The sequence below is a fragment of the Rhodococcus opacus B4 genome (assembly GCF_000010805.1).
Classification (GTDB): domain Bacteria; phylum Actinomycetota; class Actinomycetes; order Mycobacteriales; family Mycobacteriaceae; genus Rhodococcus_F; species Rhodococcus_F opacus_C.
This window is the reverse complement of sequence record NC_012522.1, coordinates 7,874,354-7,889,253: the sequence shown is the minus strand read 5'-3', so window position 1 is coordinate 7,889,253 and position 14,900 is coordinate 7,874,354. Positions and strand designations below refer to the sequence as shown.

General features: G+C 62.9%; 10 protein-coding genes and 1 pseudogene. 7 read left to right on the top strand and 4 right to left on the bottom strand.

What is annotated here, in order from left to right; translation table 11 throughout:
- Window positions 1-2: 2 nt before the first annotated feature.
- Together ROP_RS35855 and ROP_RS41725 are read right to left on the bottom strand one after the other, a co-directional pair.
- On the bottom strand, window positions 3-2,354 hold the full coding sequence (locus ROP_RS35855) for a transketolase-like TK C-terminal-containing protein (RefSeq protein WP_015890883.1): 2,352 nt from the start codon (window positions 2,352-2,354) through the stop codon (window positions 3-5).
- Window positions 2,355-2,870: 516 nt separating this feature from the next.
- On the bottom strand, window positions 2,871-4,097 hold the full coding sequence (locus ROP_RS41725) for a trans-sulfuration enzyme family protein (RefSeq protein ID WP_015890882.1): 1,227 nt from the start codon (window positions 4,095-4,097) through the stop codon (window positions 2,871-2,873).
- A 100-nt stretch (window positions 4,098-4,197) separates the two neighbouring features.
- On the opposite strand from ROP_RS41725, the gene ROP_RS35850 reads away from it, so the two are divergent.
- The gene (locus ROP_RS35850; RefSeq protein WP_015890881.1) at window positions 4,198-4,683 is read left to right on the top strand and encodes an Lrp/AsnC family transcriptional regulator; all 486 of its coding nucleotides are present in this window, start codon (window positions 4,198-4,200) and stop codon (window positions 4,681-4,683) included.
- A gap of 28 nt (window positions 4,684-4,711) precedes the next feature.
- Here ROP_RS35850 and lipB read toward each other — a convergent pair.
- Window positions 4,712-5,434, bottom strand: a pseudogene (lipB, locus tag ROP_RS41720) (lipoyl(octanoyl) transferase LipB).
- 479 nt (window positions 5,435-5,913) lie between these two features.
- On the opposite strand from lipB, the gene ROP_RS35840 reads away from it, so the two are divergent.
- On the top strand, window positions 5,914-7,377 hold the full coding sequence (locus tag ROP_RS35840) for an amino acid permease (RefSeq protein WP_015890877.1): 1,464 nt from the start codon (window positions 5,914-5,916) through the stop codon (window positions 7,375-7,377).
- A gap of 1,045 nt (window positions 7,378-8,422) precedes the next feature.
- The gene (locus tag ROP_RS35835) at window positions 8,423-9,319 is read left to right on the top strand and encodes a LysR family transcriptional regulator (RefSeq protein WP_015890876.1); all 897 of its coding nucleotides are present in this window, start codon (window positions 8,423-8,425) and stop codon (window positions 9,317-9,319) included.
- Between the two features lie 380 nt (window positions 9,320-9,699).
- Here the strand turns inward: ROP_RS35835 and ROP_RS35830 are convergent, their stop codons facing one another.
- Window positions 9,700-9,990, bottom strand: coding sequence for an ArsR/SmtB family transcription factor (locus ROP_RS35830; protein WP_080512552.1), 291 nt, complete (start codon window positions 9,988-9,990; stop codon window positions 9,700-9,702).
- 330 nt (window positions 9,991-10,320) lie between these two features.
- Here ROP_RS35830 and ROP_RS35825 point away from each other — a divergent pair, with 330 nt between their 5' ends.
- From ROP_RS35825 to ROP_RS35810, 4 genes are read left to right on the top strand one after another with little or no spacing between them, the layout of a single operon-like run.
- Window positions 10,321-11,700, top strand: a complete 1,380-nt coding sequence (locus ROP_RS35825; RefSeq protein ID WP_015890874.1) for an MFS transporter — start codon at window positions 10,321-10,323, stop codon at window positions 11,698-11,700.
- 56 nt (window positions 11,701-11,756) lie between these two features.
- The gene (locus ROP_RS35820) at window positions 11,757-12,329 is read left to right on the top strand and encodes an OsmC family protein (RefSeq protein WP_015890873.1); all 573 of its coding nucleotides are present in this window, start codon (window positions 11,757-11,759) and stop codon (window positions 12,327-12,329) included.
- Window positions 12,330-12,331: 2 nt separating this feature from the next.
- Window positions 12,332-13,924 (top strand): AMP-binding protein, encoded by a 1,593-nt coding sequence (locus ROP_RS35815; RefSeq protein WP_015890872.1) that lies wholly within the window; start codon window positions 12,332-12,334, stop codon window positions 13,922-13,924.
- Window positions 13,921-14,748 carry an enoyl-CoA hydratase/isomerase family protein gene (locus tag ROP_RS35810; protein WP_015890871.1) on the top strand — a complete coding sequence of 276 codons (828 nt, stop codon included), beginning with the start codon at window positions 13,921-13,923 and terminating at the stop codon, window positions 14,746-14,748. Before ROP_RS35815 ends, ROP_RS35810 begins: the two co-directional genes overlap by 4 nt.
- Window positions 14,749-14,900 lie beyond the last annotated feature (152 nt).

The following is a 14,900-nucleotide window of genomic DNA, read 5'->3' as shown; positions in this document are numbered from 1 at the left end:
GGTCAGTCGACGAGGTTGAGGGCGGCGCGGACGATGCTGTCGGTGTCGATTCCGTGGTAGCGGTAGACGTCGTCGAGGGAGCCGACCTGCCCGAACTTGCTGACGCCGAGCGCGGCCCCGGGGACGTGGTTGATGCCGGTCAGGAATGCGAGGGTGTGCGGGTGCCCGTCGAGGACGGTCACCATCGGTGCCGCCCGGTCGGCGGGGAACACCTGGTCGAGGATCCAGGACGGGCCGTCGGCCAATCCCCGGCGGGCTTGCACCGCCTCGAACAACAGGCCGGGGCTGGTGACACACACGACGTCCGCGGCGATGCCCTGCTCGGCCAACCGGTCCGCGGCGGTGAGGGTTTCGGTGATCACCGCGCCCATGCCGACCAGCGTGACCGCCGGGGTGTCGGTGCGGCGGAGGATGTACGCGCCGGCGACCACCTGACGGCGGCGACGCTCGCGGGCCGCCGGATCGGTGGGGACCGCGGCCAAAGTCTGATCGACCGGGCGGGTCGACAGCCGCAGATACGACGACGACCCGTCCGGCCGGCCCAGCCGGGAGATGCTGTCCAGCAGCGTCCACTCGACGTCGATCGCGAACGCGGGTTCGTAGCTGACGCACCCGGGTTGCTCGAGGCCGATCGACGGGGTCTTGATCGACTGATGCGCACCGCCCTCGGCGGCCAGCGTGACCCCGGAGGGGGTGCCGACCAGGATCGACTGCCCGCCCGCGTAGATGCCGTACGACCAGGGTTCCAGCGCCCGTTCGACGAACGGGTCGTACATCACCCCGATCGGGAACAGCGGTTGCCCCCACCGGCTCCAGGTGGCGCCGAGTTCACCCATCAACCCGACCAGGTTGGTTTCGGCGATGCCGAGTTCCATGTGCTGCCCGGTGGGCTTTTCCCGCCAGTGCATGATCGTCTCGGCGTCGTCGTCGAACCAGTTGCGGCGCTCGTTCGGCGACCACACCCCCACCTTGTTCAGCCAGCCGGCCAGGTTGGTGGTCGAGGAGACGTCGGGGCTGACCGTCACCACTCGCTTCGCCGCCTCGGGGGCCTGGCGGGACAGGTCGAGCAGTGCCCGACCCAGGGCGGCCTGGGTGGTGGACGTCCCCGACGGGGTGCGACCGATGTCGGCCGGCACCGCGGGCGGGGTGCCGAATTCGACCTTCTCCCGCCGCAACCTGTCCGCGGTCGCCGCACACACCCGGCCCGCCGCACTGTCGGCCTCGAACCGGGCCCACGGGTCCTCGGGGTCCATGCCCAACTCCGCGGCCAGCTGCTCGTACTGCTCCACCGTCAGCAACGACGAATGATTCTGCGGATGCCCCTGGGTGGGCAGGCCGCGGCCCTTGATGGTGTAGGCGATGATCACCGTCGGGCGGGTGTCGTCGATCTGCCCGTAGGCGGCGCGCAGGGCGTCGAGGTCGTGGCCACCGAGGTTGCGGATCGCCCGGAGCAGGGTCTCGTCGTCCAGCTCGGCGATCAGCGACGCGATCGCCGCGGCGTCGGGGCCGTCGCCGGGCAACCGGTCCCGGACCTGCGCGGCGTCACAGCGCAGCAGCCGCTGGTATTCGGGGTTGGGCATGTCCAGGATCCGGGTCCGCAGCGCCGGCCCACCGGTCCGGGTGAACAGCGACTCGAGCAGGGTCCCGAACTTCACGGTCAGCACCTGCCACCCGGCGGCGGAAAACATCGCTTCGAGGCGGCCGGCGGCGATGTTGGGGACCACCCGGTCCAGGGACTGCCGGTTCAGGTCGACGATCCACACGATTTCGCCGAGTTCGGCGACGGAGTGATCGAGGATCGCCTCCCACACCGCACCCTCGTCCAGCTCGGCGTCCCCGACGAGCGAGTACTGCCGGCCGGTGCCGGCGCCGCCGATGTGGGTGTCGACGAAGCGGCGGGCGATGGCACCCCAGATCGGGGCGGTCGCCCCGATCCCGACCGATCCGGTCGAGTAGTCCACCGGGTCAGGGTCTTTCGACCGGCTGGGGTAGGACTGCAGGCCACCGAACTCCCGCAACGTCGTCAGATACTTCTCGTCCAGCTCCCCGAGCAGGTAGTTGATGCCGTGCAGCACCGGAGAGGCGTGCGGTTTGACCGACACCCGGTCACCGTGCCGGAGTTGCTCGAACCACAGCGACGTCATGATCGACACCATCGACGCGCACGACGCCTGATGACCACCGACCTTGAGCCCCGTCGGATTCGGGCGAACCCGGTTGGCGTGGTGAATCATCGCCGTCGACAGCCACAACACACGCTGCTCGATCTCGCGGAGGGTATCCCTCTCGATCGACCCGCCGGAGGAAAGGACAGACCCTTTAGTCCTGTGCTCGACCACCAGTGCGTTGTTCATCAGACTCTCCTTGTGAAATCGTGCTCGAGTTCAGTGATAGCTGGCCTCGGACTGGACGTCGACATAGTGATTGGTGCCACATGCCGTCCAGCAGGCGTAAGGGTGCTGCGGTCAACCTGGCTCACAGCCGCCGACTGTATTCGTGGGTGCGTAGACGATGATCAATCTGCCGCAGGGCATTTCCTGACCTAGCCGGGTCAGCATCAGTTCAAGAGACTGCCCGATTGCCCTGACCAGGATCTACGGGTGTACCGATAACCCAAGACCTAGTGGGTGTTCCGGCTTCGTCCGATCGATCAGATCGTGATGCGACAAACCTCTCGTACGACCACTGGATCAGCTTGTATCCGAGAGTACGAGCCGAATATAACGCCGCGGGTAATCCCCGCACCAACCTCATCCCGCCATCAGTGACTTCGCTCTAGAGGCCGGGAGAAACACATTCGTGGCGCAAGTAAAATGACAATCGATTCGACCGAATCAAACGAGTCCGCCACGTCACCATTTGGATCGCGCTCACACTGATAACAGATCAGTGCCGGTCATCGACTTCGTGACGACCCCTTTTGCGGCGTCAAGGGCTTGCGTGATATCGGCAAGGAGGTCCTCGACATGTTCGAGACCAACTGAAATCCGGACGACGCCTGCGCCGGGGCGCGCGCTCGGTTCGACAGGTCGATGCGTCAACGACGCCGGATGCTGAACCAGCGTGTCTACACCGCCGAGTGATACCGCATGGGTGAGTAGCTTGCACGCGTGAGTAAAGGCCGCGGCCGCCTCGTATCCCCCTGCGAGTTCAAATGCGACAATCGCGCCCGGACCATCCATCTGACGGCCGAGCAATCCCATCGGGTCTTGTCCAGGCAAGCCCGGATAAATCACCTTCGCCAGCGCAGGGTGTTCCACAACACGAGATGCGATCTCGCGGGCCGTAGCCTGCTGGGCATAGATACGGACCGGAAGAGTCCTTAGCCCACGGTGCAGGAGATACCCTGCCATCGGATGCAGCAATGCTCCCGTGATCACCCGGACTTGACGGAGGCGAGCAACCCACTCCTCTGTTGCAGCGATGACACCGCCCATTACATCACCGTGTCCACCAAGATATTTCGTTGCACTATGGAGAACCATTGCGGCCCCGTGGTCCGCAGGACGTTGAAGAACAGGGGTAGCGAAGGTGTTATCCACCAGAATGGGGATGTCTCTAGCTGCAGCCACCAGTGCGGAGATATCAATAAGTTCGAGTGTGGGGTTCGCTGGCGACTCAGCGACGATCAGTCCAGTCTCGGACGTGATAGCAGCGGCGACACCGTCTATGTCAGTCCATGTCACCTTCGAGCCCAGCAGCCCGGTCGACAGTAGATGGTCAGTTCCACCGTATGCCGGCCGCAGCCCAATAATATGTGGTTTTCCGGCCGACACAGTGGCGATGATGGCTGCTGCCAATGCCGCCATGCCGGAGGAGAAGGAGACCGCGCCGTCTGTTCCTTCCAAGGCTGCCAACGACTCTTCGAATCGCGCGATTCCGGGGTTCCACAAGCGCTGGTACACGGAAGACTGGCCCTCCCGCGGGGCGCCTCCGCCCGTCAGATGTTCATAGGAGTCCCCGCCACCTTCGATGTCAGACAGCGGGTTTGTCGTCGAGAAGTCGATAGATGGAACGTGAAGTCCTGCTTCGATCAGGCCATCCATACCTCCATGAACGGCGATCGTCTCAAGCCGAGCGGAACGTGAAGAAGTCATGATTCGAATAATAGGGATCCTGCCATGATAGTAGGCCAATCATGCAGCACCTACTATTCTTCTGTCGAAGATCGCAGATCCTGCACATGAAGGGGTAGACGTGACCACCGAATCGAAGAACACCGAACTCGACCGCATTGACCGGGCTCTCCTACGAGCCCTATCTGTGAACGCGCGCGCATCCGGCGCTACCCTCGCTCAAGAGTTGGCCGTCTCCGAATCGACGTTGTCGTTGAGACTGCGCCGACTCCAGTCGCTGCAGATCATCAGAGGCTTCCGGGTCGATATCGACCTCGCAGCGCTGGGCACGTCATTGCAAGCGCTCGTAGCCGTCCGCCTCGCAACTCACAACCGACAGCGTGTCGTAGCCTTCCAGGAATCCGCGCTGCACATTCCCGGCGTGCTCGGTATCTTCCACATCACCGGCGCAGACGACTTCCTCCTCCACGTCGTGGCGAAGAACGCACAAGAGCTACGCGACGTCGTCATTCAAAATCTCATCGAACAGAACGTGGTCGCACGTGCAGAATCCAGTCTGATCTTCGATTATGCGGAGGCTGACGGGTGGAAAAAGCTCCTTGACTAGAGCGCCACCGACTCTGAACACTCGACTGCTAGTACCGAGCTGTTGTAAATCGCACTGCGCTCGCTTCGGTTTCCGGCAGCTCATCAACTCGAGCTCGATGCCCTTCTCCGCCACGGGATGCCTGCCGTCGAGGGCAGCGACCACGTGGGCAGTCGCGGCCGGGTGACCTCGGCGACCGTCATTTCCCGGCCCGGTTCGCGCGACAGCGACGTCACCCCGACGTCGCGGATGCCGCCCGTGATGATGGCGTCATATGCGGTGCGCGCCGAATGGCAGTTGAGTGCGAACCAGCGCAACGCCACGCCGCGCTGGGACACGCACACCGATGGCCGCACTCTTCCGCTCCGGCAGCCACTGACCGCTCTCCAGTGCGGGGGGCAGCTGCACGCCCGACCGGCCCTCGACACGGTCGCACTCGAGGCCGAGGTCGGTACACACCGAGACCAGCGCCTCATCGAAGCCGCGAACGTAGCGCACGACGTCCACGATCAACTGTCCGGGCCGGCGCCAAGGTAATCTGTCCGCCCCGGTCGACCTTGATGACCGGCGTATCGTCGGTCCCCCGGTTCGGTGCGGCGGCCCGCGGCGTACACCCGAAGTTGGGCAACAGGGTGCTGTCGCCAACGTTCTCAGCACGGTTGGCAGCCAGTTCACGTTGCCGCGCCCAAGCGTCGAGAAACTCGGTCGGCCCGAGGTTCTCGACGGTCATCGGGTACGTGCTGAAACGGGCGGATCGGATCGCTCTGCTCACCGCTAGTGACACAAGCCCTGTGTCACCCGAGGATTCGAAGGCACACGCCACACCGACCGCGATACTGGCAGCCGCGCCGCCCTACGTTGCGGACACCGCGATTGCTTGTCCGACGTACAACCCGAGCTCAGCGGCGGGCCAACGTATGCGTGATGTGAATCTTGCAATCTGGCCAAGTTTTTCACATTCAGCGTCGAATGATCTGCGCCGTATATGACAGATTCTGTAGATCCTCCCATGCAGGGCATCGCAGGGTGACGCCGCTCATACTGTATGCCCAAGCGGTGCCGGCGCGTTGCTCGCAACCGATATCGCTTCACTGAACTGGGATGCGTTTCCTTCACAGAGTTGTCGACCAACCCCTCCCCGGCACCACATCGCCGCTGTCTGGTGGAGAGTTTATGTTCGCTCGTTGATGCAAGCCCCAGGTGGCGCCGCTCTCCCCTATCGCTTTTGAATCCCGAGTCGAAAGAATCCTCATGAGTCAGTCAGTATCGCAGAACGACTCGTCATCGGAGTCGCATGCAGCCAACGGGTCATCCGCTGCGCGATCGCGCCGCGAAGGAGATGACGCCTATCGCAAGGGTCTGACCCCACGCCACATCCGAATGATCGCAATCGGGGGCGCGATCGGAACGGGCTTATTTCTCGGAGCCGGAGGCAGAATTGCGACTGCTGGGCCAGCCCTCGTGGTCGCCTACGCCGTGACCGGACTATTCGCATTCTTCATGCTCCGCGCAATGGGCGAGCTCGTCCTACATCGTCCGACATCCGGCTCGTTCGTCTCTTACGCACGCGAGATGTATGGGGACAAACTCGCCTTCGTCGCCGGCTGGATGTACTGGATCCAATGGGCACTGGCGTCAATTGTCGATGTGACAGCGGCAGCTATCTACGTCCATTATTGGAGCTTCTTCACCAGCGTGCCGCAGTGGCTTCTCGCCTTCGCTGCCCTCACGATTGTGCTTACTATCAACCTTCTTTCGGTGAAGTTCTTTGGAGAACTCGAATTCTGGTTCGCCATCATCAAGGTCGGCGCCTTGGTCACCTTCCTTCTCGTGGGAAGTATGGTCCTCGCTTTCCAGTACCCGATATCGGGCGCACGCCCCGGGCTCCATCTCATCGCCGACCACGGGGGTTGGCTACCCAACGGGATGCTCCCACTCGTCCTTGTCGTCGTGGGCGTAACGTTCGCCTACTCCGGTATTGAACTGGTGGGTATCGCAGCAGGTGAGACGAAGGATCCAGTCGCGGTCATGCCGAAGGCGGTCAACAGCATCCTCTGGCGGATCGCGGTCTTCTACGTCGGGTCTGTGTTGCTACTTGTGCTCTTGCTCCCTAACAACATGTACAGCGCGTCCGAAAGCCCCTTTGTCACTTTCTTCGATCGGATCGGGATACCTTCCGCCGGCAATGTGATGAACTTCGTGGTGCTTACTGCCGCCCTTTCAAGCCTCAATGCCGGCCTCTACTCCACAGGCCGCATACTCCGGTCGATGGCAATGAAAGGTGCAGCACCACGATTTACCGCCAAGATGAGTCAGGCGGGCGTTCCGATTGGTGGCGTCATCCTGACCGCATTCGTGACACTGATCGGTGTTGGACTCAATTACATCGTACCCAGCGAGGCATTTGAGATTGCGATAAACGTCTCAGCGCTCGGGGTTCTTTCGACATGGTCCGTAATTTGCCTTTGCCAGATCAAACTTCACAGCCGCGCCCGACGCGGAGAAGTAGCTCGCCCCGCGTTCAAGGCTCCAGGTTCCCCCTATACGTCATATGCGACGCTCGGCTTCCTTGCTTGCATCCTCGGGCTGATGGCAATCGACTACCCAATTGGCACATATACCGTGTCTTCGCTGGTCATCATTGTTCCGGCTCTGACTCTTGGGTGGTACGCGATTAAGAGAAGTGGGCGTTCAGAATCTGCAGAGAGTCTGTGATTCCAAACGGGTGTCATTCTCCGCTAAACCCACCGCTAAGTATCTTGTGAGCCACCCGAAAGTTCTGCTCGATATACACGCCCACAGACTGATTGGCTACGGTCGACTCGCACCTCGACGTTCCCGCCCTCGGGATTCTCGTCGATATCCTTCCCTGTCACCCGTACCCAGATCCAGCCCTACAACGTCACCGGCCGGTGGACCGCCGCGGCCGCAGGCCTCGGAGTCGCGGCTCTCCACCCTCGACGTCGGCGATTCCGGTCCACGGCTCGTTCGGATCCCCCGCCCGACGACGTCGCTGCCCTGCGGAAGTACTGGATGATCGTGCCTGAGAACGACAGCGCCTAGCACAAGTGAGAACCGTGGTGGACCTGGTCTGGTCTGTTGCGGCGGCTCACAGAGGATTGTTTACGAGGAGCTGTAAACGATGCAGTCTGGGGGTCATACCCATCTGCGGCATCGCCGAATACACGCGGTCACGGTTATCGGAATCGCCGGCAATGCTGGCGGCCGCTCGTTGTGCACCAAATTGGACTCGTTCTACGCCGATTGCTCGGTGTGGCTGGGCCCCTCGGCCCGTGAGTACGTCGCCGCGCCCAGCGACTGGCCTGCGGCGGCCCCCGGCTCCGACACCAACCCTGTCTGCGGTCTGGTCGACACCCGTTGCAGCGGTATAGGTCCTGGAGTTCGAGTCGATTTCGGCGATCTCCACTCTGCCACACAGACACCGACAGGACTCCTGGGCCGGAGAACTTGCGACGTATAATTTCGTCGCAGACCACTCAGAAGTCTCGCGGGATCATTCAAGCGCAGGTTCACCCCCTCTGACCGCAAGAGCGCTCTCGCAGAGAATGGGCGGGCGTCACTCCCCGCCCGCGTGAACTTCAAGTAAGGTGCAGGGCCTTGGACGGCGCGACCCCGCCGTCGACAGACAATTCGACACCTTAGGAGTCACACCGTCGGCCTTAATGGCGATGATGCGGAACTGGGAGGACGCTGTAGTGGCGGGATGAGGATCCGCGGTAACGGTGGCTAGAGTTGAACCATGTTCTCTGCCGATGACCTCAGACTTTTTCTGGAGGTCGCGCGCCGTGGTCGGTTGACCGAGGCCGCCAAGTACCTGCAGATCAATCACACGACCGTCAGTCGTCACATCACCCGTCTCGAGCGTGCTGTCGAGAACCGCTTGTTCGATCGCACGTCGGAAGGATGGACACTCACCGACGCCGGGCTGCGACTGTTGGCCCATGCCGAGACCATCGAATCAGCAATGCGGGTGGCGCAGGAAGACTGTCTGTCGCGGGACTCCTCGCTGACCGGTCATGTCCGGGTGATCGCCCCCGACGGATTCGGGGCATATCTGTTGCTACCCGGCCTTGTAGGGCTCCAGCGTCAGCATCCTGATCTCACGATGGAGATCGTGACCGCGAACCGGCACGCATCCCTAACTCCCCGCGAGTTCGATCTGGCCGTCACTATTGAGCGGCCGCAAGCCCGCGCGGTGACTGTTCAGAAACTCGCCAATTACACGCTCGGTTTCTATGCATCAAGTGACTATCTCGCTTCGCATCCTCCGGTGGAGCAGATCGAGGATCTCTACAAGCACGTCTTGATCTGGTATGTCGATACCGCTCTGGACCACACCACGTTCAATTTGCTGTACGAAGTGCTGCCGAATGCGAAAGCACGGATCCAGACGAATAACATCGCTGGTTTCATCCAGGCCGCGGAAGCGGATCTCGGCATTGCGTTGCTCCCGTCGTTCATTGCCGACTGCAATCCCCGACTGCAACGCCTGACGGCAATCACCTCGAAGATCGAGAGAAGCTATTGGATGTCCATCCCGCGCGACCTCGTGCGCCTAGCGCGGGTTCGCGTTATGGCTGAGCACATCGAGCAACTTGTCGCGGACCATCCCAGCGGGCTGTTCACAGCCCACTAGATCAGCCGCCGACTCACAGCGGTCTCCACGCTGAACGATCGGACCGCGGCGTTCCGCTTCCTGCCCCAGGTCCTGGACCTGCTCGCCGTGTCCACCGCACCATCGATTTCGAGGGTGTCGAATCTTGAGGCGCCGGCTCCGTGGGACACCAGCACGGAGTTGTCGAAACTGCTTTACTCGGGGTGACCCCGCAACGATGTGCCCGAGATTTGGCAGCAGGCACCGAGCGAGCCCAGGGGGTGTTCATAGGGGCCGAGGGCTCGGTCCTAACCCCCGAATTCGGGGTGGCCCTCGAACCGCAGCGGCTGCGCGATCGGCACCGTGCTACGTGATAGTCGCCCGTTCCTCCTCCACGGACAGTGGAGACGTACACGACCCGATCAGCCCAGGCTGTTCAGCGCGGCCGCCAATGCACGGGCGGTCTCGGGCCGGTAGGTGTAGTGGAAGTTGCGCCCCTCTTTGCGGACCTGCACGAGCCCGGCGGTCCTCAGCGTTTTGACGTGATAGGAGACGGTCGAGGCGGAGACATGGGATTCGTCGACCAGGTCGGTGCAGGCCATCTCGTCGACGGCGGCGATGCGCCGGAGGAGATCCAACCGCACGGGGTCCGCGAGTGCTTTGAGGATGTCCACCTGCTCGTCGAGAGTTGGTGCGGCGTGAAGCACGGGCACTCCTAATCCTTCGATATTTCTACGAATGGCCAACATTCCAACTATAGCTGGCGATGCCCTTCGCGCCTCCGTGACGAACAGAAACTGGCCCTGACCTGCGTTCTGCAGAATTGCACAGCCTTGCTCCACATTGGCCATTGCCGTTCGTTCACCTGCAGCTGAGACTTGAGCCACACCGAAGAGGAGTCGGGCCCTACATCACAGCAGACCCTTCACCGCTTCGGACCCCAACTCCCTGGCCGCACCCCGCGGCTACCCAAGTACATACCCCCACATCCCTCTTGGTCCCGACTCCGTGCGGCGACCCCCTCCCGAGAGGAGACCCCGACCATGAGCTCACCGACAGCGCCGTCGGGTGAAAAGAAGCCCAACTCGCCGCGCATGGTCGCACTGGGAAGTTTCGTCGGGACCACGATCGAGTGGTACGACTTCTTCCTGTACGGCACGGCCGCGGCCCTGGTGTTCAGCCCCCTCTTCTTCCCCGACGTCAGCCCCGCGATCGGACTCATCGCAGCCTTCGGCACCTACGCGGTCGGCTTCCTCGCCCGCCCCATCGGGGGCGTCGTCGCCGGCCACATCGGTGACCGGGTGGGCCGCAAGGCGATGCTGGTGGCGTCGCTGCTCATCATGGGAGCGAGCACCACTCTCATCGGCGTCCTTCCCACCCACGCCTCGATCGGTATTTGGGCGCCGATCCTGCTGCTCGTTCTCCGTCTCGCACAGGGATTCGGCGTCGGCGGCGAGTGGGGCGGCGCAGCACTGATGTCCGTGGAGTCCGCACCCGCGAACCGACGCGGTTTCTACGGGAGCTTCACCCAGATCGGTGTTTCGGCCGGCATGCTGCTTGCCGTCGGAGCGTTCAGCATCGCTCGCACCGTCCTCGACGAGGAAACATTCCTCGCCTGGGGATGGCGGATCCCCTTCCTCATCAGTGGACTGCTGGTCTTCGTCGGCCTACTGATCCGTATCGGCCTGTCCGAACCGGAGAAGTTCGCCGAAATGAAGAAGAACGACACCATCGCCGAAAGGCCTGTGGTTGAGTTGTTCCGCAACGAACGACGTGCGGTGTATCTGACGACCGGAATGCGATTGTCGCAGAACGCGATCTACTACCTCTACACCGTGTTCGGCATCGCCTACATCGCCCGCAGTCTGGGCTCGGCCACCAGCATCGGATTGAATTCGGTCCTGATTGCCTCGGCCATCGGACTTGTTTCCGTACCGATGTGGGCCGCGCTGTCCGACAAGTTCGGCCGCCGCCCGCTGTACCTGTTCGGTGCCGTCACCAGTGCACTGTTCATCGGCCCGTTCTTCCTCCTCGCCGACACAGGGAACCCAGTGCTGATCACCCTTGCAATGGTGATCGGATTGAACTTCTTCCACGACGCAATGTACGGTCCACAAGCGGCCTTCTTCTCTGAAATGTTCTCCACCGGAGTGCGATACAGCGGAGCATCAGTCGGATATCAAATCGGTTCGGTGTTCGCCGGCGGCTTCTCACCTCTGATCGCGACAACACTGCTCGCAGTCGGAAACGGAAGCCCGTGGCTGGTCGTCGGGTACTTCACCGTCCTCAGCGTCATCACCGCGGTTTGCGCGTACCTCGCACCGGAGACCAACAAGAAGGACATCGATCTCGACCCCCGCTCAGCACCGCAAAACCCTGCCGCAGTAGACAACCACGACTCCCCCGCCCCCTTGAAGGCCTAGCGGAGGCGTCCTTCGACGCCCGCGCACTCGCCAAATGAAACGAAAGGCAATGCCTCATGACCAGCACCTCCTCGGCCACCACCATCAACGGTGTCGACAAGCAGGCCCTTCACGCAACGATCGACGCGGTCCGCGAGACCCCCGCACTCGCCCAGGTGACGTTCTCGCTCGGATCCGAGTGGCTCGACGGCTGCCATCAGCGTTCGACCACGGGCGAGCTGCACCAGAACGGCGGGCTGGTGAGCAGCCGGGAGGCCTCGTACGTCCTCGAGTCCGATGAGCCGGCGGCTTTGCTGGGCACGGACAAGGCTGCCAGCCCCGCCGAGTATGTGCTCCAGGCGCTCGCCGGCTGCTACGCGGTCACCTACGCCACCAACGCGGCCGTGCGGGGCATCGAACTGTCCTCGCTGCGGCTGGAGATGCAGACAGATTTCGATCTCCAGGGCTTCCTCAACCTCGATGACTCTGTGCGTCCCGGTGCCCAGGAGATCCGAATCGACGTGCACGCCGAGTCGCCGAACGCCTCGACCGAGCAGTTGCAAGAGCTGACCGACGCCGTGCAGAAGCGTTCGCCGATTCGGGATACCCTCGCCAACCCGGTGCAGGTCGTCACCACCCTGGTCAAGTAGCCATGTTTCCCCTGACCGTCGACCATCTGCTGTGGCGGATGAGCAATATTCATCCGCAGTCGGAGGTCGTGAGCATCGCAGGAGAGGCCGGCGGGGCGGCGACCACGCGGTGGTCCTTCCCGGAGGTGGCATCGAGGGCACGGCGACTGGCCGCGGGTGCGCAAGCGGGTTTGGGCATCGGATCGGGAGAGACCGTCGCTGTTTTTGCGTTCAACACTCTCGAGCACTTCGAGGTATTACTGGGTGTTCCCCTCCTCGGCGCCGCGGTCAACAGCCTCAACGCACGTCTGAGCGCCGAGGTGTTGATCGACCAGGCGTTGTCTCCCCGACCGGCCGCCGTGGTGGTCGACGGGGAGATGATGGACCACCCAGTCCTCGGCGATAGCGCCAGAGCCGTCCTGGCCGCGTTGCGCGAATCCGACGTGGCGTTGATCGTGGTCGGTGACCATGACTGGTCCGAGTACTCGGATTCATTCGTCCGGTACGAGGACCTGGTCGAGCTGGGTGGAAAGGCAACGGTCCCAGCGGCCGTCAGCGATGAAGACATCACTGCGTACCTGTTCCACACCAGTGGCACCACTGGGCGTCCCAAGAGCTATCCGGTCAGCCATCGCGCGGTCATGCTGCACACCCTCAGCCAGGCCACCACGGAAGCGTCGGGACTGAGCAGAGACGATCGGGTCCTTCCCCTCGCACCGTTCTTCCACGTGAACGGTTGGGGGCTTCCGCTCACCTGCGCTCTCACTGGGGCGTCGTTGATCCTGTGCGGAGGCGACTTGGCGGCGGATCGAGTGGCGACAATTATCAGCGACGAATCCGTCACCATCGCCGCCGCGGTCCCGACGATCTGGCACGACGTATGCGCGGCAGTCTCGGCCGGCCGTGCACCCCGCCCAGGCAGTCTCCGCGAGGTCTTCAGTGGTGGGAGCGCGGTCCCACAGCCGGTCGTGCGCGCGGTGGCGACGGTTCTCGGTGCCACTGTCGGTACGGCGTGGGGCATGACCGAGACCATGGCGTGCAGCACCTACGAACGCACCGACCCCACGACCTCCGCCGGTGTGCCCATTCCGCTGGTGGAACTACGTATCGATGAAGATGGGTTCGATCAGGATGGCTCCGGCCCTTCCATGGGTCGGCTGCAGGTGCGCGGGCCGTTCGTCGTCGGTGTTCGGGACGGCAGTACGGATTGGTTCGACACCGGAGATATCGCGTCGATCGACGAACGGGGTCGACTCAGCCTGCACGACCGGGAGAAAGATCTGATCAAGTCCGGTGGTGAGTGGATTGCGACAGCGGAACTCGAGCAGTACCTGTGCACCCATCCGGCCGTGTCGTCGGCCGCCATCGTGGCGATGGCGCATCCGCGATGGATCGAGCGACCACTCGCTTACATCGTGGTCGCCGACGACGCCACCGGGGACATCGACGTCGCGCTTCGCGCGCACGTCGGTGAGCGATTCCCCCGATGGTGGATTCCCGACCACTTCATCGTCGTCGACGCACTCCCCCGAACGGCAGTGGGAAAGGTCGACAAGGCACGTCTGCGGACGCAATCAGCTTCCGAAATACAAACGCAAAGCGAGGCAATAGCATGACCACATCCACCGACGATCTCGTCCGCACCGAGCACCGCGGAGAGGTGGCCTGGCTGACCATCAACCGGCCGAAAAAGCTCAACGCACTGTCGGTCGAACTGATGCAAGAGCTGGCGCAGGCCTTGACCGCCGCGGAAGCCGACCCGGCGATCAAGGTCGTCGTTCTGCAGGGTGGGGAGAAGGCGTTCAGTGTCGGCTACGACATCGCCCAGGAAGTGGAGATGGGTGTCTCGACCGCCGAGCAGTGGCATGCCGGCCTGACCAACAACATCGGGCTGTCGATGCAGGTGTGGCGCCTGAAGAAACCGGTCATCGCCGCCGTCTCCGGATGGTGCCTGGCCGGTGGCTGCGAACTGGCGATGGCCTGCGATCTGATCATCGCCGCCGACGACGCCCAGTTCGGTGAGCCGGAGATCCGGTTCGGGTCCGGACCTGTGACGCTGTTGATGCCGTTCCTGCTGGGGCAGAAGGCCACCAACGAACTGCTCTACACCGGAGACATCATCGACGCCGAACGAGCCGCGACGCTCGGGATGGTCAACCGTGTGGTCGCCAAGACCGACCTCGAAGCAACCGTCGACGTCCTCGCTCGCAAGATTGCGCTCACTCCCCTGTCGATCCTTCGGTACACCAAGCGTGCCATCACCCGCGCGTACGACGCGATGGGGCTGACCAGTGCGGTCGAGTCGAATCTCGATATCGCCGCGGTGCTGAATTCGGCCGAGACCCCCGAGCGCGCCGAGTTCACCGAGCTCGTCGCGTCCAAGGGACTCGGGGCCGCGCTGGCGTGGCGGGACGAGCGGTACGGCGCCGTCGAGCAGTAACCATTCGGTACCGGTTGCGTGAGAACCCTTCTCCCGCAACCGGTGTCCGAAGTCTGATCTCGCCGGCACGCCTTTCCGGCCGAGGGGCCGGCGGGTTTGGAGATGACACCCGCCTTATAGTTTGATGATTCTACGAATATAAATCTTTAGGA

Bases quoted from the DNA above. Each gene is read 5' to 3' on its own strand.
- ROP_RS35855 (WP_015890883.1), bottom strand. From the start codon at position 2,354: ATGAACAACGCACTGGTGGTCGAGCACAGGACTAAAGGGTCTGTCCTT.
- ROP_RS41725 (WP_015890882.1), bottom strand. From the start codon at position 4,097: ATGACTTCTTCACGTTCCGCTCGGCTTGAGACGATCGCCGTTCATGGA.
- ROP_RS35840 (WP_015890877.1), top strand. From the start codon at position 5,914: ATGAGTCAGTCAGTATCGCAGAACGACTCGTCATCGGAGTCGCATGCA.
- ROP_RS35835 (WP_015890876.1), top strand. From the start codon at position 8,423: ATGTTCTCTGCCGATGACCTCAGACTTTTTCTGGAGGTCGCGCGCCGT.
- ROP_RS35825 (WP_015890874.1), top strand. From the start codon at position 10,321: ATGAGCTCACCGACAGCGCCGTCGGGTGAAAAGAAGCCCAACTCGCCG.
- ROP_RS35820 (WP_015890873.1), top strand. From the start codon at position 11,757: ATGACCAGCACCTCCTCGGCCACCACCATCAACGGTGTCGACAAGCAG.
- ROP_RS35815 (WP_015890872.1), top strand. From the start codon at position 12,332: ATGTTTCCCCTGACCGTCGACCATCTGCTGTGGCGGATGAGCAATATT.
- ROP_RS35810 (WP_015890871.1), top strand. From the start codon at position 13,921: ATGACCACATCCACCGACGATCTCGTCCGCACCGAGCACCGCGGAGAG.